The sequence below is a fragment of the Lysobacterales bacterium genome, from assembly GCA_014946745.1.
Taxonomy (GTDB): domain Bacteria; phylum Pseudomonadota; class Gammaproteobacteria; order Xanthomonadales; family Xanthomonadaceae; genus Aquimonas.
Map to the genome: position 1 here is coordinate 2,144,712 of JADCRD010000001.1, position 23,385 is coordinate 2,168,096.

Sequence of the window (23,385 nt, forward strand, 5' to 3'; positions counted from 1 at the left end):
CCTTCACGACAGCGACGCTCAGCGGCTGAGCCACGGCCTCCGGCCTCTGCCTTGCCTCGGGCCAGGCAGGGCGCGCTCGCGGATCGAGCACGCGATGCTTGATCCAGCGGAGGGAGTCCGGTGACGCCGGACTCCCGACCACGGATCAAGCCCAGGGTGAAGTTGATCCGAGTTGCCCCAAGCATCAGTGCTGCATGAGGCACGGGCACGGCGAAGACGGCAGGTCTGCAGCGATCAAGCCGCGCCCGCCAGGGCCTTGAGCGCAGGCCCCGCATGGCGCAGAACCCCCGCCACGGGGCGACCGATCAACGCTGCCGCAGCGGCGGCCACGACCTCCGCCTCGACCGCGCGATAGCGCGCGAGCGGTCCGATCAGCAACGGGTTCAACAGCGGCGCCACGCGCTGCCCGAAACGCTCGGCTGGACGGGCGGGCTGGCCCTCGCGGGCGCCCAGCAGAAGCCCGGGCTGCAGGAAATCGCAGCGATTGAAGCCCAGGGCCGCAACACGCTCTTCCAGTTCTCCCTTGACCCGCAGGTAGTCGTTGCGCGACCGGGCCGCGGCATCGACCGAGGACACCAGGACGGCCTGGCGCGCCCCGGCCTTGCGCGCCTCCTGAGCCACGCGCAGCACAAGATCGCGGTCGATCCGCGCGAACGCCTCGATGGACCCGGCCAGGCTGCGGGTGGTGCCAAGCGCGCTGACAAAGACATCGCAGCCCTGCGCACTGGCCTGCCACTGTTCAAGCGCGACCGGGAGCGGATCGCCCACGAAGGCGCGGGCGTTGGCAGGCAGCGGCAAGGCTGCTCGCCGCAGAAGCAAGTCCAAACGCAGCGCATCGCGCTTTGCCAGGCGCGCAACCAGTGCGCGCCCCACCAAGCCAGACCCGCCCAGCATCAGGACGCGCACGTCGGACGCCTCGCACCTCAGGCCAGCACCACCGGGATCTTGCCGATCCGCGCCTGCCACTGCTTCGGGCCGGTGTTGTGCACCGACTCGCCCGCGGAATCGACGGCCACCGTCACGGGCATGTCGCGCACTTCGAACTCGTAGATGGCCTCCATGCCGAGATCCTCGAAGCCCACGACTTTCGCGGACTTGATCGCCTTCGACACCAGGTAGGCGGCTCCGCCGACGGCCATCAGATAGACCGAGCGATGCTTCTTGATCGCCTCGATCGCCGCCGGGCCGCGCTCGGCCTTGCCAATCATGCCCAGAAGGCCGGTCGCCCCCAGCACCTGGTCGGTGAACTTGTCCATGCGCGTTGCCGTGGTCGGGCCCGCCGGGCCCACCGCCTCGTCGCGCACCGGATCGACCGGACCGACGTAGTAGATGAATCGGCCGGTGAAATCGACCGGCAACTTCTCGCCCCGATTGAGCATGTCGACCATGCGCTTGTGTGCGGCGTCGCGCCCGGTGAGGATCTTGCCGTTGAGCAGCAGCACCTCGCCGGGCTTCCAACTCGCCACCTCGTCGCGAGTCACGGCCGCAAGGTCCACGCGACGGCCCTTGCTGGCGTCGTAGGTGAGCTTCGGCCAATCCTCCAGCGATGGTGGATCGAGGCTGACCGGACCGGAGCCGTCGAGCACGAAATGCGCATGGCGGGTAGCGGCACAGTTGGGAATCAAGGCCACCGGCAGGTTGGCCGCGTGGGTCGGGTAGTCCTTGATCTTGACGTCCAATACCGTGGTCAGGCCGCCCAGGCCCTGTGCACCGATGCCCAGCGCATTGACCTTCTCGTACAGCTCCAGCCGCAGCTCTTCGATGCGATTGCTGGGCCCGCGAGCGATCAGCTCCTGGATGTCGATGTGCTCCATCAGGGCTTCCTTTGCCAGCAGCATGGCCTTCTCGGCGGTGCCGCCGATGCCAATGCCCAGCATGCCCGGCGGGCACCAGCCGGCGCCCATGGTGGGCACGGTCTTCATCACCCAGTCGACGATGGAATCGGACGGGTTGAGCATCGCGAACTTGGACTTCGCTTCCGAGCCACCGCCCTTGGCGGCCACGATCACATCGACCGTGTTGCCGGGGACCACGGTCATGTTGACCACCGCAGGCGTGTTGTCTTTGGTGTTCAGCCGCTTGCCAGCGGGATCGGCCAGCACCGAGGCGCGCAGCTTGTTGTCGGGATGGTTGTAGGCGCGGCGCACGCCCTCGTTGACCATGTCCTCGACGCTCATCGTCGCGTCCCAGCGAACGTCCATGCCGATCTGCAGGAACACGGTCACGATGCCAGTGTCCTGGCAGATCGGTCGATGTCCCTCGGCACACATGCGCGAGTTGATCAGGATCTGCGCCATCGCATCCTTGGCCGCCGGGCTTTCTTCGCGCTCGTAGGCAGCGGCGAGGGCCTGGATGTAGTCGACCGGATGGTAGTAGCTGATGTACTGCAGGGCGTCGGCGACGCTCTGGATGAAATCGTCCTGGCGGATGGTGGCAGGCGTGCCCATGGCGCGTCGGTTCCGGCTGGGGAAAGCCGACATTTTAGGGCAACACCGAGAAATCCAGCGCTGCCGCGCGCCGTCCAAGGCGCGCTCGCGGATCGAGCACGCAAGGGCCTTACGCAGCGCAAGGGTGCTCGGATCGGCGCCGAACTCGCGCGACGTCTGAACAACTCCCGGACCGCGTGTTCCGAGCTTCCCTAGCAGGCTGTCGGAGAACAGCCTGCAAGTCCGGCCGAGAATGGCCGGGACGACAAAGCAAGCGCGTAAGCGATTCATGTGTCGTGAGGCGGTGCGGACCTGCGCCGGACCGCCGACTTGAAGAGCTCCCTTCCAGGGAGCTCTTCAACAAGCTGCTAGAGCGCCCCCAGCGCCTGCAGGGCAGCGCGAAGCTCAGCCACTTCGGCCTCCAGAGCTTCAACGCGGGACTCCAGCGCCGAACCGCCGCGCGGAGCGCGCTCGACGCCCACACGCTCCAACAGAAGCGCCGGATCGACCGCCCCGAACAGCAGGTGCATGTAGCGTTCCTCGCGCTGCCCGGGCTGGCGCGGCAGCTTGACCACCAGCGGCGGATCGCGCTCAGCCAGGCGTTCCAGAGTGTCTTGGACATCATCAACGCTTGGGAACGAGGTCAGTCGCTCGCTTCGGGTGTGAATCTCGTTGAGCGTCTGCGGGCCTCGAAGCAGCAGCGTGCAAAGCACGGCCGCCTTGCGCGGTGTCAGGCTGAGACGCTGATCGAAGCGGTGCTCCCAGCGCTGTGCCCGAACACCTTCGGAGGACTGTCGCGTCCAGCCGCGGTTCTCCAGATCACGTAGCGCATGGACGATGGCACCTTGCTCGTATTGGCTGAGCGGGTCGCGGTTGTTCTTCTGGTTGCAGGCCAGCTGTAGCGCGTTGACCGTCAGCGGGTACTGGTCTGGAGTGGTTTGCGCCTTCTCGAAGAGGGCGGCGAGGATGCGACCCTCGATCTCGCTGAGCACGCGCTGCGGCGCAGTGTTTTCGGCAGCCGCGTCGGAAGTCTGGGGTTCGGTGGAGTCATGCATGCAAGCGTCCTCGTGGATAGCGGATCAGAAGATACCCAAGACCAGCCCCGACGCGAGCGCTGCACCAAGCTCGCGGGCGCAAGCGAGGTCAGCGGGCGTGGGCCGACCGACGATACGGAGGGGCTCAGCGAGGGGCTTGAGACCCAGACCGCGGACGATCCGCTGCACGGACTCGACAGCACCGCGACCGTCATTGCCCGCACTGACCAGCAGCGCGTAGCCGTGGCCCGAGACCCTGCCTTCCAAGGGATAGAAGCAGCGATCGAAGTAATCCTTGAGTGCTCCGGCCATATAGCCGAACTTCTCCGGCGTGGCGAACAACACGGCGCTCGAGTCGAGCAAGGCTTCCGGTCCGGCTTGCAGCGCAGGCAGCACCTGAAGCGGAAGGGCTGGCTCCGTCTCCACGACACCCGCGCAGACGGCCCCGATCAACTGTCGGGTCGTCCCGGCCTCATCACCGCAGTAAAGGATCAGCAGTGGCTTCATTCGCGCATGAAGACATGCCGTCCGGAAAAAACAAAGCCCCGGTTTCCCGGGGCTTTGTTGAATCGGCAGTCGGACTGCAGATTACAGCGGCTGGACTTGGTCGGCCTGCAGGCCCTTCGGGCCCTTGGTCACGACGAAGCTCACGCTCTGGCCTTCCTGCAGCGACTTGAAGCCGGTACCGAGAATGGCGCGGAAGTGAACGAAGAGATCCTCACCATCGGGGCGGCTGATGAAGCCGAAACCCTTGGCATCGTTGAACCACTTCACGGTGCCGGTCTGACGCTCAGACATGTCTTGCTCCTTGCAACTTGATTGAAATGAACGCGACGACTTTTTTTGGAGTAGTCGCCTACTGGGTCTGCTCGGAGAAAGACACGAGGTGAAGCGATGAACGTTGTGATACCAACACCATCGGGTCACGAGTCACGGTGACCCCAGCAAACACAGCGACGCCACTATACGCCAACACTCACGTCAAAGCGACTGCGTAGATCTTACAGGTATACCCTGAAGGCCCAGCCTTTTGAATCAGGGCCTTAGGCGATTCCGAGGTTTCAGTGCTCGACGCCACCCGGTCCATGGACATGGCCGTGCGAGGTCTCTTCCAGAGTCGCCTGACGCACTGCGGTCACTTCCACGGCGAAATGCAAGGTCTGCCCCGCCAGCGGGTGGTTGCCGTCGATGGTCACGCTGTCTCCGTCCACCGCCGTGACCGTCACGGCCAAGGGCCCTTGCGGCCCCTGTGCGTGGAACTCCATACCGACCTGGACCTCGTCCACGCCGGCAAAAGCCGCACGCGGCACCTGCTGGACCAGCCCCTCGTGATGCACGCCGTAGCCCTCCTCCGGCGCGATGGAGACCTTGAAACTGTCGCCCGCTTGGCGACCGTCCAGAGCCGATTCCAGCCCCGGCACGATGTTGCCAGCGCCGTGCAGATAGGACAGGGGTTCGCGCCCTGACGAGCTGTCGAGTACGTCGCCGGCGTCGTTGGTCAGGATGTAGTGGAAGGAAACGACGCAGCGATCTGCGATCTGCATGGGGTGTTGATCCTGGTCCGAGCTGGCCGAAACCAGCAAAAAAGCCAATTGAATCTGCAGCTTGCGTGCAGACATCGGGATGGACGCACGCGCCTGTCGGCACTGCGGCGCGACACAGGCTAGGGCAGTCCCGCGTGACCGGCAAACGGGCATCTGCTTGACACAGCGAAATCTAGTGTTATAGTCAACTACAACACCAACCACCCATCTGCCGTCAGGAGCGTCCATGAGAAGCCAACACCCGGCCCGCGGCACCCGTCTGGCATCCAGCCTGCTCATGGCCCTCATCTTCAGCGGCGCGATCTCGGCGCTGTTCCTTGTTCATGCGGGCGGGTCAGACGAGGTCGAGCCCGCTGCAGCTGGCCTGGATGGCTCCACCGAGCAGTCGGCGGCACAACTGACGAAGGCTGGAGCTCCCGGCAGCCTGAGGCTACGCATGACCTTGCCTTACGTGCCGAGCGGCGGAGCCCGCGCGACAGAACAGGAGATCTGAGCATGAGCGTGATCTGGAACGAAAACACGCCGATCTATCTGCAGCTCAAGGAAAAGGTGATCGGCATGCTGCTAGACGGCGTGCTCAAGCCCGGCGACGCCCTGCCCTCGGTGCGGCAGGTGGCGGCCGATTTCCAGCTGAATCCCATCACCGTCTCCCGCGCCTATCAGGAGCTGGTGGACGAATCCCTGGTCGAGAAACGTCGAGGTTTAGGCATGTACGTCACGGAAGGCGCTCCCGAGAAACTTCTAGCCAGCGAGCGCCAGCGGTTTCTCAAGGAAGAGTGGCCAGCGGTACTGGCCCGGATCGAGCGACTCGGACTGCAGCTCGACCAACTCATGAATCGCGACGAGGACAGGGGGACACAGGCATGAGCACAGTGATCAGCGCACGGGGTCTGAGCAAGAGCTATGGCAAGACGACAGCGCTCAAGGGCCTGGATTTCGAGATCCACGCCGGCCGCATCGTCGGCCTGATCGGACCGAACGGCGCCGGCAAAACCACGGCACTCAAGGCGATCCTGGGGCTCGCGCCCTATGAGGGCGAACTGAAGGTGCTGGGCCTCGACCCGAGCACACAACGCAATCAGCTGATGCAGGACGTCTGCTTCATCGCCGACGTCGCCGTACTGCCGCGCTGGATCCGCGTGCGCGAGGCCATCGACTTCGTCGAAGGCGTGCACCCGCGATTCTCCCGCGAAAAGTGCGAGGCCTTTCTGAAAGCGACCAAGCTGACCCCAAGCATGAAGGTCAAGACCATGTCCAAGGGCATGATCGTGCAGCTGCATCTGGCCCTGGTCATGGCCATCGATGCCCGCCTGCTGGTGCTCGATGAACCGACGCTTGGCCTCGACATTCTGTATCGCAAGGCCTTCTACCAGCACCTGCTGAACGACTACTTCGACCACGACAAGACGATCATCGTCACCACCCACCAGGTCGAGGAGATCGAACACATCCTCACCGACCTGATCTTCATCCGCGACGGCGAAGTCAGCCTGTCGTCGAGCATGGAGGACGTGGGCGAACGCTTCACCGAAGTCATGGTCGGCCCCGAGCACGTTGAAACCTGCCGCGCGATGAAGCCGCTGGATGAGCGCCAGGTGTTCGGCAAGAGCATCTTCCTCTTCGACGGCGCCAACCGCGCTGAGCTGAGCCGCATGGGCGAGATCCGCACGCCCGGCGTCGCCGACATCTTCGTGGCCACCATGAAAGGAACCTACGCATGAAGACCACCCTGCCCTGGCTGCTCAAGCGCGAATACTGGGAGAACCGCGGTGGTTTCTTCTGGGCGCCGGCCGTTGGTGCCGGCATCACCCTGCTGCTGACCGTGATGGGGCTGATCACCGCCGAGGTCTTCCGCTCCCGGTTCACCGGCGACATGCAGATCGGAGTTCCGCTGCGACGACTCACCGAGAAGCTGTCCGAAGAGGATCTCTCCACGCTGGGCGGCGTGCTCGACATGGCCCTGCTGTCGATGTCGGGCCTGCTGCAGTTCATCCTGTTCTTCGTGGTCTTCTTCTACTTGCTCGGCGCCCTGTACGACGATCGCCGCGACCGCAGCGTGCTGTTCTGGAAGTCCCTGCCCTTGTCGGACAGTTCGATGGTGGTGTCCAAGGTGCTGGCGGCCGCCGTCGTCGCGCCGGTGCTGTCGACCCTGATCGCCATGGCCCTGCAGTTCGCTCTGTTGATCCTGCTGAGCATCTACGTGCTGTTCCACGGCATCAATCCGCTCACCGTCCTGTGGGGACCTGCTTCGCTTCTGAACGTGTGGGCGCAGATGCTGGCCAACGTGCCGATCAACGCACTGTGGGCCCTGCCGACCATTGGCTGGCTGCTGCTGGTCTCCGCCTTCGCGCGCAGCAAGCCCTTCCTGTGGGCGCTGCTGGTGCCGATCTCGGTTGGCCTGCTGCTGAACTGGTTCGACCTGCTGAGCCTGATCAACCTCGAGTACACGGCGTACTGGAAGCACGTGGTGATGCGGATTCTGCTGGGTGTGATGCCGAACAGCTTCATGCTGCATTTGGCGGTCACCGATCCAGCCGTGCTCGTCGATGGAGGCAATCTGCAGAACGTCACCAGCACCTTCGGCTGGAACCTGATGGGCGAGGCGATGGCATCACTCAATCTATGGATCGGCGCCGCGGCCGGCGTGGCCATGATCGCCCTCGCCACCCGCCTCCGCCGCTGGCGGGATGAGGGCTGATTCGATGTGCTTGCGGACTGCGTTGAAGCGCAGTCCGCACATCGAATCAGGCCCGCGCATGGATGCGCGGGCGGGCGCACCCCGCCATGGATGGCTCAGCCCCTCACCAGCCGGATGTGCTTGCGGACTGCGTTGAAGCGCAGTCCGCACATCGAATCAGGCCCGCGCATGGATGCGCGGGCGGGAGTGAGCCGCCATGGATGGCTCAGCCTCAGCTGCACCCAACGCGCTTTGGGTCCGCCTTGAATGGCGGACCCAGCGGCTGGCTAGGCCCGCGCATGGATGCGCGGGCGGGCGCACCCCGCCATGGATGGCTCAGCCCCAGAAGCACCGAAGCGAAGCCCCGTAGGGAGCGCGTGTCGCGCACCACACCCACACAAGTGGGGCAAGGCATCGCTTGAGATCGTAGGCGCACTCTATGCGCGCATCGGCTCGGGCTTCGGTCGAAGCCAACGCGTCCCTCGATATCGTCGGTGCACCCCAAGCACACATCCGCTTCGGCTTCAATTCGGGCATGGCCTCAGTCCAAACCGCCAAGGCACGCTTTCAAACGCTTGTTTCACTGATCGAAACACCTGATTCCCAAAGGGTTTCACGTTTTTCGCGCTGACAGCGGCGTCTCCCTGCGGCATACTGCGCGTCGCCAACATACGGCCGCGTATGGCTCTCGCCTGCGGCTGCATTCTTCACGCCCGCCGGAGCCCAGCTCATGCCCAGCTACACCGCCCCCCTGCGCGACATGCGCTTCGTGCTGTTCGAACTGCTGAACGCGGAGGGCGAGCTGAAGGCCATGCCGGCCCACGACTCGGTCGACGCCGAGATGCTCAATGCGGTACTGGAAGAGGCCGGCAAGTTCGCGGCACAGGTGATCCATCCGCTCAACGCGAGCGGCGATCGCGAGGGCTGCACCTTCCACGGCGACGGCGTGGTCACCGCGCCGACGGGCTTCAAGGCCGCCTACCAGCAGTACGTCGAGGCCGGCTGGCCGTCCTTGGCCTGCGATCCGGCCTACGGCGGCCAGGGCCTGCCGATCGTGCTCAACAACGCGATCTACGAGATGTTCAACTCAGCCAACCAGGCCTGGCTGATGTACGCGGGCCTCTCGCACTCGGCCTACGAGTGCATCAAGGCGCACGGCAGCCAGGAGCAGAAGAACCTCTACCTGCCGAAGGTCGTCTCCGGCGAGTGGACCGGCACCATGTGCCTGACCGAGCCGCACTGCGGCACCGACCTCGGCATCCTGCGCACCCGCGCCGAGCCGAATGGCGACGGCAGCTATCGCCTGTCGGGCACCAAGATCTTCATCTCCGCCGGCGAGCACGACCTCGCCGAGAACATCCTGCACCTGGTGCTGGCGCGCCTGCCGGATGCGCCGGCCGGCACCAAGGGCATCTCGCTGTTCCTGGTGCCGAAGTTCGTGCCCAACGCCGACGGCAGCCTCGGCGCGCGCAACGGCATCAAGGCCGGCTCAATCGAACACAAGATGGGCATCCACGGCAATGCCACCTGCGTGATGAACCTCGACGACGCCACCGGCTGGATGATCGGTGAGCCGAACCGCGGTCTGAACGCGATGTTCGTGATGATGAACTCGGCGCGTCTGGGCGTGGGCATGCAGTCCCTGGGTCTGGCGGAAGCCGCGTATCAGAACGCCGTCGCCTACGCCCGCGACCGCCTGCAGAGCCGCTCGGCGACGGGCCCGAAGCGTCCGGACAAGGCCGCGGATCCGATCATCGTGCACCCCGACGTGCGCCGCATGCTGCTGACCGCGAAGGCCTACACCGAAGGTGGCCGCGCGTTCACGACCTGGATCGCGCAGATGATCGACCGCGAGCTGTCGCATCCGGAAGCCGCGGTGCGCGAAGAGGCCGCCGATCTGGTGGCCCTGCTCACGCCGGTGGTCAAAGCCTTCATCACCGACAACACCTGGGAGACCAACACGCTGGCCCAGCAGGTGTTCGGTGGTCATGGCTACATCGAGGAATGGGGCATGAGCCAGTACTTGCGCGATGCCCGCATCAACATGATTTACGAAGGCACCAACGGCATCCAGTCGCTCGACCTGCTGGCCCGCAAGGTGCTGGGCGACGGTGGCAAGCGCCTGCAGAAGTTTGGCGCGCTGATTGCGAAGTTCGCCGAGGCCGAACAGGCCTATCCCGGCATGGCGGAGTTCATCGCGCCGCTGGCCGAGCTTGGGCAGAAGCTCACCCAGCTCACGATGGAGTTGGGCGGCAAAGCCGCAAGTAATCCCGATGAAGTCGGCGCCGCCGCGACCCACTACCTTCGCATCGTCGGACATCTGGTCTACGGCTACTTCTGGGCCCGCATGGCGCGTATCGCGCTGGAGAAGAAGGACAGCGGCGACGCCTTCTACGCGGGCAAGCTGCACACCGCCCGCTTCTATTTCAGCCGCCTGCTGCCGGAGACGGCCTACCACTTCCGCGCTGCACGCGCCGGCGCTGACAGCCTGATGGCGATTGAGGAAGCCATGTTCTGACCGCGCTTGGCGCCTTGACGGGCACGCCTTCCATTGAGGTGCATGCCCGCCCAAGCGCCACGCTGGGATCGACTGGCTCTGGCGCTTGAACTCAGCCTTTCCCGGACGCTGGTGCCAATCGCTCACGGAACAGCTCGCGCACCCAATCGATGAAAACTCTCACCCGCTGCGGCAGGTGGCGATTGGCGGGATACACGATGTGCATCGGATAGGCGGCGCCCTCGTGCTGCGGCAGAACCCTCACGAGTGAGCCCGAGGCCAGCTCATCGCGCACGAGATCCTCGACGACGTAGGTGATGCCCATATGCAGCTTGGCCGCTGCGATTTGGACCCCGACGTCGTCCACGAAATGGGGGCGTCGAAAGTTGCCGGCGAAGGCTTCGCCGCACAGAAAGTCCTCGATGGATTTCGATTTGCTGTCCGTGGTCTCGCGGTATAGAACCACCGCGTGCCGACCCAGATCGTTGATGCTGCGGGGCGGCGGGTGTTTGTCGAGATAGACCGGCGAAGCGCAGTAGATCGCCTTGGTTTCGCCGATACGAACGGCCACCATGGAGTCGTCGCGGAGTGGCCCGCCGCGGAGAGCGCAGTCGATTCCGTTGGCAACCAGGTCGAGCTGCCGATCACTGCAGCACAGCTCGAACTGGATGCCGGGATTCTGGTCGAGAAACTCCGCAAGGCGCGGCAGGATGATCAGCTTCGCCGTGTTGGCTCGCAGGTGCACTCGCAGCAGGCCGCGCGGTCCGCTTCTGCTGGCCACCAGCACGTCCTCGATTGCTTGCGTTGCCGCAAGAATCGGCAGCACATGCTTGTAGAGCTCCTCTCCTTCCGGCGTCAGCCCAATCTGCCGAGTGTTGCGGTGCAGAAGCTTCACGTTCAGCGCCTTCTCCAAGCGCTGGATCTTCTGGGTCAGGGCCGACTTGCAGAGGTTGCTTCTCTGGGCACCCTTGGTGAAGCTGCCCGCATCCACCACCTGCACGAACAGGCGGAAGGCTTCAAGTTTGTCCATGTGCGTCAGGGTTCGAAGCCATTGGCGAACAGGTGCGTGGTCGGGGCCTCGAGGCGCAGCCAGGTCAGGCTGGTGTCGAGCGTGCCCGGCTCCCCGCGCAGGCGCAGCACCTGGCGGCCTGCGACCAGCGGCAGGTTGATCACCGCCGTGGTTGCGTACTGGCCGGCTGCGGTGGTGAGCGGCAGTGTCGCGAGCTGCTGTGTTCCGCTGAGCACCACGACTGTGCTAGTCCCCGCACTGGCACGGCGGCCACGCAGCGAAGCGCGCCACTGACCACTGACGGGTACGTCGATGTTCAGATCGATCCACTCGCCGGCGTCGAGGTCATCCATGTCGAAGGTGTTGCCCGAATCCTCGCTTCGGCCGATTGCGACGTTTCCAGCGAGCTCCGAAGGCGGGTTGAAGCCGCTGATGTTCCGGTAGCGGGCGACGCTGAGTCGGCCGGGAAAGCGGTAGTACAGGTCGGGATCGTGCACCGGCATTTCGACGTAGTGCCGGCCGAGCGCCGTCAGGGCGCCGTTGGTCTGCACATCCAGGATGTTGTGGCTGGGCGGGCGGGTGAAGTCACCGCTGCCGGTGAAGCGTCGGCGATCCTTCCACCACGCGTAGCGCTCCACCCGCGGATCGCGCTCCAGCAGGTCGATGGCATACAGCATGTAGTCGATGACCTGGGCCTCGGACTGCGGCGGCGAGGTCATGCCGATGTTGATTTCCTTCACCCAGACCTGCGAGGGCGGCGGCGGGCCGCTCAGCGGCCAGCCCTCGACGCCCGCGGTTGCGGGGTTGTCCATCAGGTGCGGCCACAGTGAGGCCCAGTAAAGGAACCCACCCGTGCTCTCTTCATAGGTGTGGATACCCGTGACGGGCAGCCCGCCGATATCGTTCAAGGCGAGATGCATCGTGTTGCGAAACTCGGTGACGGTGGGCCCCGCCGCGAAATGCGCGCCAACTACGCGCCGCTGTGGCCCCGCGACCGTGCGCGTCCGCCGGATGTATTCGGCCGCCTCCAGCGGGGGCACGTCCATCTGGCCCGGCAGATTGGGTTCGTTGGCCACCAGCACCGTCGATGTCTGCGGGTATTGGGTCAGGTACTGGCCCAGATCGACCAGATGGTCGTCGCGTCCCCAGGCCATCGGCAGGAACTCCATGTCGGGGTGGAACACGGTCTGGCGAGCGCCCCAGTTGTAGTACCAGGAGACGCCCGGCGCCAGCACGTTGAGGTCGCTGACGGTGAGGCTCATCGGCAGGTTGGTGCCGGGCAGGAAGGGATAGTCGTTGCCCTGCACGGACAGCCCACGCTTGGCGCTCTGGACGGGGGCTTCCGCGGGCACGCTGCGCTCGGCTGCCTCACCCGCCAGGGGCGCGGAGCCGAGCAGGAGGATCCAGGCACTGAGTGATTTCTGCATGGGTGTCAGCGGCGGCAGTCGAAGACTCCGCGGTCGCTCTCCGCAAGGTTGAAGGGGCTTGGATGGCAGCAGAACATCACCGCGCGCTGCCACGAGCGCGCGCGGTGACGCGAAGCTCGATCACAGCGATTCGAGGAAGGCGATCAGATCCTGTCGCACCGATGCCGCCGCTGTACGGAAGCGATTCCGGCTGGACTGCGCCTCACCACCGTGCCACAGGATCGCCTCTTCCAGACTGCGCGCACGGCCGTCATGGAGGAGGCGACTGTGACCATTGACGGCCTGTCGCATTCCCAGACCCCAGAGCGCCGGCGTGCGCCACTCGCGATTCTGCTCGCCGTTCGAGCTGAGCTGGTCCGCCAGCTCGGGGCCCATGTCGTGCAGCAGCAGATCGGTGTAGGGGCGAATGGTCTGCCCGCGCAGCTCCGCCAGCGGGTGCTTCATGCCGGTGCGCAGCGTGGGCGTATGGCAGTCGGCGCAGCCCAGGGTCGCGAAGGCGGCCTCTCCACGCGCAACGGCGGGCAGATCGACCGTGTGGGGGCGCCGCCCCGGCGCGCCCAAGGCCTGGATGTAGACCGTCAGCAGGTCGAGCGCGCGATCCGACAGGCTGGCGCCGGACTGCGCCTGCTGCGCGCAGGCACTCTGGCTTGCCGTGCAGTCTAGCTGCGGAAACACGCTGGTTTTGACGCCGATGTCATTGCGCAGGGCGTGGGCGATGAAACGTCGCAGGCTGTACTGGTCAGCTTTCCAACCGAAGCGGCCGACATAGGGGTTGGGCGCGCCGCTCTGAGTGACGAGGCTGGCTCGACCCGAGATGCCATCGCCATTGCTGTCGTTGGGGTCATGCCGCTCCAGCAGGGTGGCCTCGTCGATCGCCTCCAGCAAGCCCAGACCGGCCAGGCTCTGCGGCATCCGCGGCGAGAAGAACTGGATGCCCGAAGACGCCCCGTCGTTCGGTTCGAACGAGGACGCGAAAATCCGGTTGCCACCACCGCCGCTGCTGGGCCCACCGACGAAGCTGTAGACGGGTGCCTGCAGCTGATACGTGCTGCCGTCCGCATAGGTGCCATTGACGGTGGTGTAAGCGAGCTGGGCCTGCGGTTCAGCCGGGACCGCTGAGTTGAGCGAGCGCCACTGCAGCATCGAACCGAACAGCGGATGTGGCTGCGGGCGTCCGCTGGCATCGAGCTCACCGGAGCTGAGCTTGAACGCCATCGTCGACAGGGGAGCTCCGCCGGTCGGCGCGGGCCCGCGCCCATTGTTGACGTGACAGGCCACGCAGGAGTTCTGCACGTTCAGCCCGCGTGCGAGGTTCACCAGTTCAGGCAGGACTCCGTTACCTGCCTCGCTGTGCTGGCCGTCGACCATCGAGCTGTGGAGCAAACGCCGGCCGTTCAAGAAATCGCGCAGCGTCTGCCAGCGCAGGTTGTGGGCCTCGCGGCGGAACGCGGTGAAGTCGCGGATACCGCTCTGCACAACGTGGCTGCGGAAGCCACCGGCGGTGGAACTGGGCCGATCGAGAATGCGGTGGGTCGCCTGCGGACTGCTGCCGACCGCGCCTGTCCAGTAGGTCAGCATGTCGCCGCTGGTGCTGATGACCTGATTCGGTTCGACCGTGCTGGTGGCGCGCACCCACGGCGCCGTGGCCGCACCGCCGGAGCTGATCCGCGCATGCGTGGCCGGGTCGTCCGCGATCATCAGACCGGGCTGACCCAGGCGGAAACGGAAGGTCTCCGTGTAATACACGCGGCGACCGACGAACTTGGGGTCGGTTTCGGTCAGGCCAATGAAGGTCTGGAACTCGACCTCCATCTGATCGCCGACCCGCAGCCGCCCGTCGCTGCCGGAATGGGCATTGCGGCGAATGAAACAGGCCCAGCGCTGGCCCGTGCCGTCCGGACGCGCCGGGCTGATCGGCTGCGGGTCGAAGGTCATGTTGTTGTTGAAGTTCGAGCGCCACTGACCGGCGCCGCTGCCGTCGGGGCGCTGGGTTGCATAGGCGTTCCGGCACTGCGGGGGGTTGTAGTAGGCGTACTCGGGTTCGTAGATGATCTCGATGTAGTCGCGACCGGCGGCGACGTGATCGCGTATCTCGAACTGGAAGGTGCGCTGCTGGAAGTACAGCGGTCCGAACTCGTAGAACTCGCCCTCCATCTCGTGCCGACCCCGGCCACGACCGCTGCCGAAGGTGATGATGGTGCCGTCCGCCAGAACGCGGTGGTTCTGCGATTCGGCCTGGGTGAACGTCTGCGTGAACAGCGGCGTGAAGGCTGGCCCGCCCTTGGCGGCGCCGTGTGCGTGTGCGGAAGCGGCCCAGGCGAGCACACCCAGGCTCAAGGAGAGCGCAGTCTGCATTCGGAGTGACGGCAGATACCTGCGGACACAGTGGGAGGCGCGAACCCCGTCTGAGCGACGGGCGGATAGGCGGTGGGGCATGGTTGAACACCTTGGTGTTGGCGCGATAGGCCGACCCGAGCCACTCACGGCGCGGACGGCACCCACGCGCGAGCGAGGACATCGAGGGCGCCGCCACATTAGTTTTCAATGTCTCTCGAAATTGCGATGGGGTCCACATATGCGGCGTGCGCGCTTCCTGGGATTTGAACGTACTGTTCACCGCTCAGGCCTTCGGCCGTCGAGAGTCGCGGGCCTTCGAATCTCGCGCTTCCGCACACTTCTGGGCGAGTCGCAAGGCTCGCGTCGAAAACCGAGAACGTGGACCTCCAACTCTCTGCCGATCAGGACTCCTCCTCGCTTCCACCAAGGCCAAGGCTTTCAGAGCCGGGCGCAGCGGCCGCGCGCGACGCGTGCGGGCGTGGAAGGCCTCAGACCGATCAAGGCAAGCCGCTCCATTCGAGCCTGACTCGGGCGACGGCATGTTCGCAGTCGCCGCTGTCCTCAGGCTTCAGGGCGGCGGCTGTGATCGTGCGCAGCGGAAGCTCGCACAGGACCCGCGAGCGGTCCGCCCCACCCGCGCTGACCCTTCGAGTCGAATCCCGAATCCGCAATCGCGGATCGCGGCTGCAGGGCATACTCCGCGCTCCCGCACACTCTCGATTCCGCTGATGAAGCTGCTCTTCGCACCGCTGCGCGCCGCCCTCACCTTCGGACTGGTGGCGCTGAACACCGCCATCCACGTGCCGGTGCTGCTGCTGTTCGCGCTGTTCAAGCTGGTGCTGCGGTTCCGCGCGGCGCAGGTCGGTCTGACCCGCCTGTTGATCGCCATCGCCAGCAGCTGGGTGGCGGTCAACAGCGGACTGATGCGGGGGCTTACGCCCACACGTTTCGTGTTCGAGGGCCTGGACAGCCTGAGGCCCGAGGGCTGGTACCTGGTGATTGCAAACCACCAGAGCTGGGTGGACATCCCGGTGCTGCAGATGGCCTTGAACCGCCGCATCCCGATGCTGAAGTTCTTCCTGAAGCAGCAGCTCATGTGGGTACCGGTGATGGGCCTGGCCTGGTGGGCGCTGGACTTTCCCTTCATGCGTCGACACACCCGCGAGCAGATCGCCCGCGACCCCAGTTTGCGCGGCAAAGACATCGAGTCCACCCGCCGGGCCTGCGCCAAGTTCCGCTACACCCCGGTGTCGGTGATGAACTTCGTGGAAGGCTCGCGCTTCACCCCCGGCAAGCACGCCCGCCAGAACTCGCCCTACGCCCACCTGCTCGCGCCCAAAGCCGGCGGCGTCGCCTTTGTGCTGCAGGCCATGGGCGACAGCCTGCAGGCCCTGGTGGACGTGAGCATCGCCTACCCGGCCGGTCGCCCCAGCCTGTACGACCTGTTAGCTGGCCGGATTCCCGAGATCCGCCTGCGGGTCAGCCAGCGGCCGCTGCCGCCAGAACTGCTGGGCCGCGATTACCAGGAAGACGCCGACTTCCGAGAGCGCTTCCAGACCTGGCTCAATGGACTGTGGGCAGAGAAGGACGCCGAGCTGGCCGAAATGCTGGCCGAAGCGCTCCCGCGCTGAGCGCGGCGCTGGCTTGGCTTGATCGCGATCAACAAGGCCGCGGGGCGTCGGCGCAAGACTGCACGCCATGCCGACCCTCCCGCCCTTCGATGCCGAGCTGTTGCGCCGCTACGACCGCCCCGGTCCGCGCTACACCTCCTACCCGACCGCACCGCACTTCAGCGAGAAGTTCGATGCCCGCGCCTATCGATTGGCGGCTCGCGAGAGCAATGCCGACCCGATCCCGCGATCGCTCTCGCTGTATGTGCACGTGCCTTTCTGCCTGTCGCCCTGCTTCTACTGCGGCTGCAATCGCATCATCACGCGCGATCTCGGCCGCGCCGAGAAGTACCTGGGCCATGTGCAGCGCGAGATCGGCCTGGTCGCGCCCCTGTTCGACCGCGACCGCGACGTGGTGCAGCTGCATCTGGGCGGTGGCACCCCGAACTTCCTCAAGCCCGAGCTGATGGAGCAGCTGGTCCTGAGCCTCGGCCGCGAGTTCAAGTTCAGCACGCGCGCCGACCGCGACTTCTCGATCGAACTGGACCCGCGCAGCGTCGATCCCGCCGGCATCGCCCACTTGGCCGAGATCGGCTTCAATCGCGCCAGTCTGGGCGTACAGGACTTCGACCCCGACGTGCAGGAAGCGGTCAATCGGATCCAGAGCGTCGAGGAGACGCTGGCGGTCATCGAGGCCTGTCGCGCCCACGGTTTCCGCTCGATCAACATCGATCTCATCTACGGCCTGCCGCGACAGAGCCTGGAAGGCTTCGCGCGCACGCTCGACACCGTGATCGCGGTACGCCCCGATCGTCTCGCGGTCTACAGCTATGCCCATCTGCCTGACCTGTTCAAGGCGCAGAAGCAGATCAAGATCGAAGACCTGCTGCCGCCCGAGATGAAGCTGCGCCTGCTGCAGCTCGCCATCGAGAAGCTGTCGGCCGCGGGCTACCACTACATCGGCATGGACCACTTCGCCCTGCCCGAGGACGAACTGGCCCGCGCTCAGCGCGTCGGCAGCCTGCAGCGCAACTTCATGGGCTACACCACACACGCCGAGACCGACCTGATCGGACTGGGCATGAGTGCGATCAGCCGCATCGGCGATCACTTCAGCCAGAACGCGCGCGAGCTGGGCGCCTACGTCGCCGCAGTCGAAGCCGACCGCCAACCGGTGATCCGCGGTCTGGATCTGGACGGCGACGATGTCCTGCGCGCCGACCTGATCCAGCACCTCATGTGCCAAGGCGAGATCGACAAGCGCGACCTGGAGAACCGCTACGGCATCCACTTCGACCGCTACTTCGAGGACGCCCTGCTGCAGCTGCCGCCTCTGGTCGAGGATGGGCTGGTCAGCGTGGAAGACGATTTCATCCGCATCACCCCGCGCGGACGCCTGTTGATGCGGGTCGTGGCGATGTGCTTTGACCGCTACCTCTGCAGCCCCGCGCAGGCCGTGCGGTTCTCCAAGGCGATCTGAACCGGTCCCGTCGTCGCGCCCGTTGTCTCAATGCGCTTTGACGTGTCTACCGCCGAAGGCTGCGCGCGCTCGCATGCCTGCAAAGCCCAACGCTCCGGCGCGCAGGCACTCAGCTCGCACAGTCGGGGCAGCAGGCCGGCAAGGCTGAGCAGATCCTGGAAGTGATGCAGGCGCACGCGTTGCAGCGGCGCCGCGCTGCGGTGGCGCAAGCTGGCGAGGAACGCGGCCGGCACCTCCGCCCCGGGCAGGTCATCCACTCTGCGCACCCCCAACAGACGCGCCTCGGCCTCGCCCAGGCGGCAGCTCGGCCATGCGCTGCGAAACCGGCGTCGCACCGCATGCAGCAGGTCGTGGTGCGGCAGGCCGTGCAGCGGGTCGCGCTGGCGACACAGCCGATAGCGCGCGCGCAGCAGGGGCGCATCGAAGCTGCGGCCGTTGTAGCTGACCAGCTGGAACGCGCCCTCGGCCAGCCACTGCGCGAATCGCTCCAGCATCAGCGGTTCGGCGGCGAGGCGGCTGATCCACAGCTGGCGGACTTCCAAGCCCTCGGGCCGCCAGCGCGCGAACCCCAGCATGAAGGCACGGGTGCCGGTGCCACCCGCCAGGCCGGTGGTTTCGCTGTCGAAGTGCAGCAGCGCGTCGGTAGGCAAGAGCCGCGGATGCAGATCGGGCAGCCACAGCCACGGAACCGGCGGCGCGATCGGTAGACACTCGCGGTGTTCGAACAGGCCTGGACTGATCTCGGCGCCCGCCACGGGCGATGCGGGGGGCGCGGTGCGGGAGGCCGTCGAGAGGCCTTCAGTGCCGCTCGTCGCGCCTGCGCTCGCAGACCGAGACGATGCAGGGGCCATAGGGTCGGCGGCGTCGGTGCTCACGCCGCTATCGGCCGCACTCCCGGATGCAGCGCTGGCTGCATCCGGTGCGCAGGACTCCGCCGAGGACGCGCGCCCGGCACTGCGGCTCGCTCCGATAGCATGCCGCCGCAGCAGGGCCTTCAGTCCGTCGGCGCGAGCCGCCGCGCTGGCGCCGTCCGCCACGGGCTCCGCCGGCAGCGGCGGCGGAGCTCCGACCACGCGTGGCGCGCACCGGGCCGGCCCCGGCGCAGAAACGCCCCCCGCCTCTACGCGCAGCCGGCGCAGACGCTCAGCGAGCTCAGCCATGCGCGCCCTGCCCGGCCCACAGCCACAGCACGCGCTGGGCGAGCAGCTTGGGGCCGGGCCTGCTTCCGCTGCGCTCTTCCTCCGCTTGCAGGGCCGGACCGACGCAGGCCGGGCAGCCCGCCGCGCAGTCGCAGGCCTCGACCAGGTCCAGCGCCCCTTGCACCAGTTCCGTTCGACGCTTGAACAGCGGCTCGGAGAGACCGATACCGCCGGGGAAGTTGTCGTACAGGAACACCGCCGGCGCGAAGCGCGTATCGGATTCGGCGGCCTCGGGCAGCGCGCGACCGAAGCCCTCCACCCGGCTCCAGCTGCCGTCGCCGCTGCCCACCGACTGCTGCAGGTCGCGGGCCTCGGCCATGGCCGACAGCCCGGCCACCAGATGCAGGGCATGGGCAGCCGCGAGAAACGCATCCAGCGCGTCCTGCCGGCTCTCGAAGCTCGCCTCCAGCACGTCCGCCGGCAGCGACCACCACAGCGCGGTGGTGTGCAGCTCCTGGTCCGGCAGGTTGACCGGGCCGTAGCCGATGTTCTCGTGGGTGTAGTAGCGGATCTTCTTGTAGCCCGACACGCGGCGCACCACGTGCACCTCGCCGTGATGGCAGGTGCCGTGGCCCGCGTTGCTGCCGTCGAAGCGCTCCAGCACGCGCAGCCGCGTGTAGTCGATGGCGTCGGTGTAGTAGTCGACGCTGACCCGGCTGACGTAGGCCTTGCGGCCGATCCAGTCGAGCTTCTCGACCTGGAAGGGCTGCGACTGCAGCAGGTAGATCGCGCCCTCGTACAGGGTCAGCGCGGCGGCCGAGTAGTCGACCTCGGCGATGATCTGCTGGCGACCGTCACTGCGGTCGACCACGACGAAGTTGCCGTCGGCCACCGAGCGCAGCGACACCGCATTGGCCGGATAGCTGTCGGCGATCCACTCCCAGCGGCCGGACTCCTGATGCAGCACCTCGGCCTCGGCCAGCACCTCCAGCCAGGGCGCCGGCTCGACGCTGCCGAAACGCTCGCCATCGACGAAGGGCAGCTCGAAGGCCGCGCAGCGGATGTGGTCGAGCAGGATCAGCGGATGATCAGCGTGGATGCGCGCCATCTCCGGCGAGGCCGATTCGAAGAACTCCGGATGCCGCACGATGTACTGGTCCAGCGCGGTGCTGCCGGCGACCAGCACGCCCAAGCTGGGCTGGCCGCGACGGCCAGCGCGGCCGAGCCGCTGGCGGGTCGCGGCGATGCTGCCCGGATAGCCGTTCAGCACGACCACATCCAGCGCGCCGATATCGACGCCCAGCTCCAGCGCCGAGGTGCCAACCAGGCCATCGATGCGGCCCTCGCGCATGGCCCGCTCGACCTCGCGACGCTCGGTGGGCAGGTAGCCGCCGCGATAGCCGCGGATGCGCGGCGGGTGCCGCGGGTCGTGGTCGAAGACGTCCTTCAGGTACTTGGTGATGACCTCGACCAGAAGCCGCGTCTGCGCGAACACCAGCGCCTTCAGACCGGCCTTGATCGCGACCCGCGCGATGCGCGTGCTCTGCGAGCGCGCAGACGCGCGGATGCCGAGTTCGCGATTGACCATCGGCGGGTTCCACAGCAGCAGATGTTTCTCGCCGCTGGGTGCCCCGCTGTCGGTGATGGCTTGCACCGGGGCACCGATCAGCGCTGACGCGTGCTCGGCCGGATTGCCGATCGTCGCCGAGGCGAGGATGAACTGCGGCTTCGCACCGTAGAACCCGCAGATGCGCTGCAGCCGGCGCAGCACGTTGGCCAGATGCGCGCCGAACACGCCGCGATAGCTGTGGATCTCGTCGATCACCACATACCGCAGGTTCTCGAAGAACTGCGCCCACTTGGTGTGGTGCGGCAGGATCGCCTGGTGCAGCATGTCCGGATTGCTGATCACCAAATCGCCGTGCAGGCGGATCGCCTGGCGCGCATCGCCGGGGGTGTCGCCGTCGAAGGTGTGGGCCTTGATGCCGAGCCCGCCGGCGCGGTTCAACTCCAGCAGCTCGGCCAGCTGGTCCTGCGCCAGGGCCTTGGTCGGGAACAGATACAGCGCCTTGCTGCGATTCTCGATGGCGCCGGCCAGCACCGGCAGGGTGTAGCAGAGCGTCTTCCCCGAAGCGGTCGGAGTCACCACCACGAAATGCTCGCCGGCCTGCGCGCGCTGCCAGGCCTCGGCCTGATGGCTGTAGAGGCGCTCGATGCCGCGCGCACGCAGCGCATTCGCGATCGGTGCGGGCACGTCGGCAGGCAGCTCGGCGTAGCGGCCCTCGCGCGCCGGCTGCACCGAATGCCCGGTGATGCGGCTGCCGTACTTGCGTTTCAGCCTTCCGGTGAGACGGTCGGCGCCGACCAGCTCCTTGCGCGGCGCCTCGGCAATCGCGCGGCTGTGGGAGTCGATCAGCTGCGGGGCATAGGGCAAGGGCGCAGGCAGGGACATGGCGGCAGGCTCGAAGCGCGGGGGGGCAAGCGAAGCGCAGCGCTGTCTCAGGGCCTGAGATTGGCACGCACCGGCGCGCGCCGGGCACGTCAGATCCACCCCTCGGACGCCTGCGCGTGTGCCGGATCGACGCAAGCCCGAAGCGAGCACGCTGGTACATTCACGCCTGTCTTCCGCTTCCCGACACCGCCATGCGCAGCATCCGCAGCCATATCGACGCCGAGTTGATCGAGGGCCAGTCGCTCGCCCTGCCCGAGTCCACCGCCACCCGTCTGCTGCGCGTGCTGCGCCTCGGTCTCGGCGACGAGGTGCTGCTGTTCAACGGCGACGGCTACGACTACCGCGCTCGGATCAGCGGGCTGGCCAAGCGCAGCGCCGAGGTGCAGATCGAAGCGCGCATCGAGGTGCAGCGCGAATCGCCGCTGCAGGTGACCCTGGCCCAGGCTCTGGCGCGCGGCGAGAAGATGGACTGGGTGCTGCAGAAGGCGACCGAACTGGGCGTCAGCCGCATCGCGCCGGTGGTCACCGAGCGCACCGAGGTCAAGCTGGACGCCGAACGCGCCGACCGCCGCCTGCAGCACTGGCGCGGTGTGGTCGCCAGCGCCTGCGAGCAGTGCGGACGCGCGCGCCTGCCGCAGATCGAGGAGCCGCGGGCGCTGGGCGACTTCCTCGTCGCCTCGAAAGAGACCGGCCATCTGATCCTCGCGCTCGACCCGGAAGGCGAACACAGCCTGTCCGCCCTGCCCGCCTTCGAGCGCCTGACGCTGGTGATCGGCCCTGAGGGCGGCCTGAGCCCGCGCGATCTCGGTCAGCTGCGCGCGGCCGGCGCGCAGGGCCTGCGTTTGGGGCCACGCATCCTGCGCACCGAGACGGCCGGCATCGCTGCCTTGGCCGCGCTGCAGGCGCTGCGTGGGGACTGGGCCTGATCTCCGCCTTGCGCGCCTGCGCGCGACCCGCCGCGCAGCCCGCTCAGCCGGGCTTGCCCCACTCGGGGCCTTCCAGCTCGACGAAGACGCGACGCAGGCCCTCGCCCCACTGGCGGCGGATGCGCTGCAGGTAGGGGTCACCTTCCTCCAGCCGCTTCTGCAGACCGACCTTGAGGCTGTCGCGCTGGTACACCAGCACATCCAGCGGCGGGCCCACCGAGATGTTGCTGCGCATGGTGCTGTCGAAGGAGATCAGCGCGCACTTCACGGCGTCTTCGAGCGCCGTGGAAGGTTGGATCACGCGGTCCAGGATCGGCTTGCCGTACTTGATCTCGCCGATCTGGAAGAACGCCGTGTCGTGCGAGGTCTCGATGAAGTTGCCTTCGGTGTAGATCAGGAACATGCGCGGCGGCTCGCCGCGGATCTGGCCGGCCAAGATGAAGCTGGCCGCGGCCTCGATGTTGTGCTTGCGCAGGTAGTCGCCATCGCGGCGCTGCACTTCGCGCATCGCATCGCCCAGCAGGCAGGCCACGTCGTACATCGAATCCGCCGCCCACAGGCTGTGCTCGCCGCCGCTGCGGGCGCGCTGCTCCATGAGGCTCAGCACGTTCTGGGTGACTGACAGATTGCCGGCGGAGAGGGTCACCACGACGCGATCACCCTCGCGAGCGAACACGCGCATCTTCTCGAAGCGCCCGACGTTGTCGACGCCGGCGTTGGTGCGCGAGTCGGACACCAGCACGAGGCCAGCGTCGAGGTTCATGCCGAGGCAGTAGGTCATGTCAGGAGGCGCGCAACCGGGCGCACGAGGATAGCCGCAGAGGCCG

At 66.6% G+C, this 23,385-nt stretch carries 20 protein-coding genes; 8 read left to right on the top strand and 12 right to left on the bottom strand.

Translation table 11 applies throughout. The features are described 5' to 3' along the window. Positions 1–234 precede the first annotated feature (234 nt). From H4O13_08340 to H4O13_08365, 6 genes are all read right to left on the bottom strand, one after another. Positions 235–906, bottom strand: coding sequence for an NAD(P)H-binding protein (locus tag H4O13_08340; protein MBE5315393.1), 672 nt, complete (start codon positions 904–906; stop codon positions 235–237). Positions 907–923: 17 nt separating this feature from the next. After that, on the bottom strand, positions 924–2,447 hold the full coding sequence (locus tag H4O13_08345) for a fumarate hydratase (protein MBE5315394.1): 1,524 nt from the start codon (positions 2,445–2,447) through the stop codon (positions 924–926). Positions 2,448–2,794: 347 nt separating this feature from the next. Further along, complete coding sequence (locus H4O13_08350; protein ID MBE5315395.1) at positions 2,795–3,481, bottom strand: YceH family protein; 687 nt, start codon at positions 3,479–3,481, stop codon at positions 2,795–2,797. 24 nt (positions 3,482–3,505) lie between these two features. Continuing rightward, entirely contained in the window at positions 3,506–3,967 is a 462-nt protein-coding gene (locus tag H4O13_08355) for an NAD(P)H-dependent oxidoreductase (GenBank protein ID MBE5315396.1), read from the bottom strand. An 81-nt stretch (positions 3,968–4,048) separates the two neighbouring features. Beyond that, positions 4,049–4,258 (bottom strand): cold-shock protein, encoded by a 210-nt coding sequence (locus H4O13_08360; GenBank protein ID MBE5315397.1) that lies wholly within the window; start codon positions 4,256–4,258, stop codon positions 4,049–4,051. A 263-nt stretch (positions 4,259–4,521) separates the two neighbouring features. Next, positions 4,522–5,004, bottom strand: coding sequence for a peptidylprolyl isomerase (locus H4O13_08365; GenBank protein MBE5315398.1), 483 nt, complete (start codon positions 5,002–5,004; stop codon positions 4,522–4,524). A gap of 226 nt (positions 5,005–5,230) precedes the next feature. On the opposite strand from H4O13_08365, the gene H4O13_08370 reads away from it, so the two are divergent. From H4O13_08370 to H4O13_08390, 5 genes are all read left to right on the top strand, one after another. After that, positions 5,231–5,497 carry a hypothetical protein gene (locus tag H4O13_08370; protein MBE5315399.1) on the top strand — a complete coding sequence of 89 codons (267 nt, stop codon included), beginning with the start codon at positions 5,231–5,233 and terminating at the stop codon, positions 5,495–5,497. A gap of 2 nt (positions 5,498–5,499) precedes the next feature. Beyond that, complete coding sequence (locus H4O13_08375) at positions 5,500–5,871, top strand: GntR family transcriptional regulator (GenBank protein MBE5315400.1); 372 nt, start codon at positions 5,500–5,502, stop codon at positions 5,869–5,871. Continuing rightward, positions 5,868–6,725: an ABC transporter ATP-binding protein gene (locus H4O13_08380; protein MBE5315401.1), complete on the top strand. Its 858-nt coding sequence runs from the start codon at positions 5,868–5,870 to the stop codon at positions 6,723–6,725. The genes H4O13_08375 and H4O13_08380 overlap by 4 nt, the downstream gene beginning before the upstream one ends. Beyond that, positions 6,722–7,702: a hypothetical protein gene (locus H4O13_08385; GenBank protein MBE5315402.1), complete on the top strand. Its 981-nt coding sequence runs from the start codon at positions 6,722–6,724 to the stop codon at positions 7,700–7,702. The genes H4O13_08380 and H4O13_08385 overlap by 4 nt, the downstream gene beginning before the upstream one ends. A 709-nt stretch (positions 7,703–8,411) precedes the next feature. After that, on the top strand, positions 8,412–10,199 hold the full coding sequence (locus H4O13_08390; GenBank protein ID MBE5315403.1) for an acyl-CoA dehydrogenase C-terminal domain-containing protein: 1,788 nt from the start codon (positions 8,412–8,414) through the stop codon (positions 10,197–10,199). A 91-nt stretch (positions 10,200–10,290) separates the two neighbouring features. Here the strand turns inward: H4O13_08390 and H4O13_08395 are convergent, their stop codons facing one another. From H4O13_08395 to H4O13_08405, 3 genes are all read right to left on the bottom strand, one after another. After that, positions 10,291–11,169 carry a LysR family transcriptional regulator gene (locus H4O13_08395; protein ID MBE5315404.1) on the bottom strand — a complete coding sequence of 293 codons (879 nt, stop codon included), beginning with the start codon at positions 11,167–11,169 and terminating at the stop codon, positions 10,291–10,293. 44 nt (positions 11,170–11,213) lie between these two features. Next, complete coding sequence (locus H4O13_08400) at positions 11,214–12,614, bottom strand: hypothetical protein (GenBank protein ID MBE5315405.1); 1,401 nt, start codon at positions 12,612–12,614, stop codon at positions 11,214–11,216. Between the two features lie 120 nt (positions 12,615–12,734). Beyond that, on the bottom strand, positions 12,735–14,969 hold the full coding sequence (locus tag H4O13_08405) for a GTP-binding protein TypA (protein MBE5315406.1): 2,235 nt from the start codon (positions 14,967–14,969) through the stop codon (positions 12,735–12,737). 710 nt (positions 14,970–15,679) lie between these two features. Here H4O13_08405 and H4O13_08410 point away from each other — a divergent pair. Further along, entirely contained in the window at positions 15,680–16,582 is a 903-nt protein-coding gene (locus H4O13_08410; GenBank protein ID MBE5315407.1) for an acyltransferase, read from the top strand. Positions 16,583–16,649: 67 nt separating this feature from the next. Beyond that, entirely contained in the window at positions 16,650–18,041 is a 1,392-nt protein-coding gene (hemN, locus tag H4O13_08415; GenBank protein ID MBE5315408.1) for an oxygen-independent coproporphyrinogen III oxidase, read from the top strand. Here hemN and H4O13_08420 read toward each other — a convergent pair. After that, entirely contained in the window at positions 17,993–18,892 is a 900-nt protein-coding gene (locus tag H4O13_08420; GenBank protein ID MBE5315409.1) for a ribonuclease H-like domain-containing protein, read from the bottom strand. The genes hemN and H4O13_08420 overlap by 49 nt on opposite strands. Positions 18,893–19,193: 301 nt before the next feature. Continuing rightward, positions 19,194–21,632, bottom strand: coding sequence for a DEAD/DEAH box helicase (locus tag H4O13_08425; protein MBE5315410.1), 2,439 nt, complete (start codon positions 21,630–21,632; stop codon positions 19,194–19,196). Between the two features lie 191 nt (positions 21,633–21,823). On the opposite strand from H4O13_08425, the gene H4O13_08430 reads away from it, so the two are divergent. After that, complete coding sequence (locus tag H4O13_08430) at positions 21,824–22,558, top strand: 16S rRNA (uracil(1498)-N(3))-methyltransferase (GenBank protein MBE5315411.1); 735 nt, start codon at positions 21,824–21,826, stop codon at positions 22,556–22,558. A gap of 43 nt (positions 22,559–22,601) precedes the next feature. On the opposite strand, the gene H4O13_08435 is transcribed toward H4O13_08430, so the two are convergent. Beyond that, positions 22,602–23,339: a proteasome-type protease gene (locus tag H4O13_08435; GenBank protein ID MBE5315412.1), complete on the bottom strand. Its 738-nt coding sequence runs from the start codon at positions 23,337–23,339 to the stop codon at positions 22,602–22,604. Positions 23,340–23,385 lie beyond the last annotated feature (46 nt).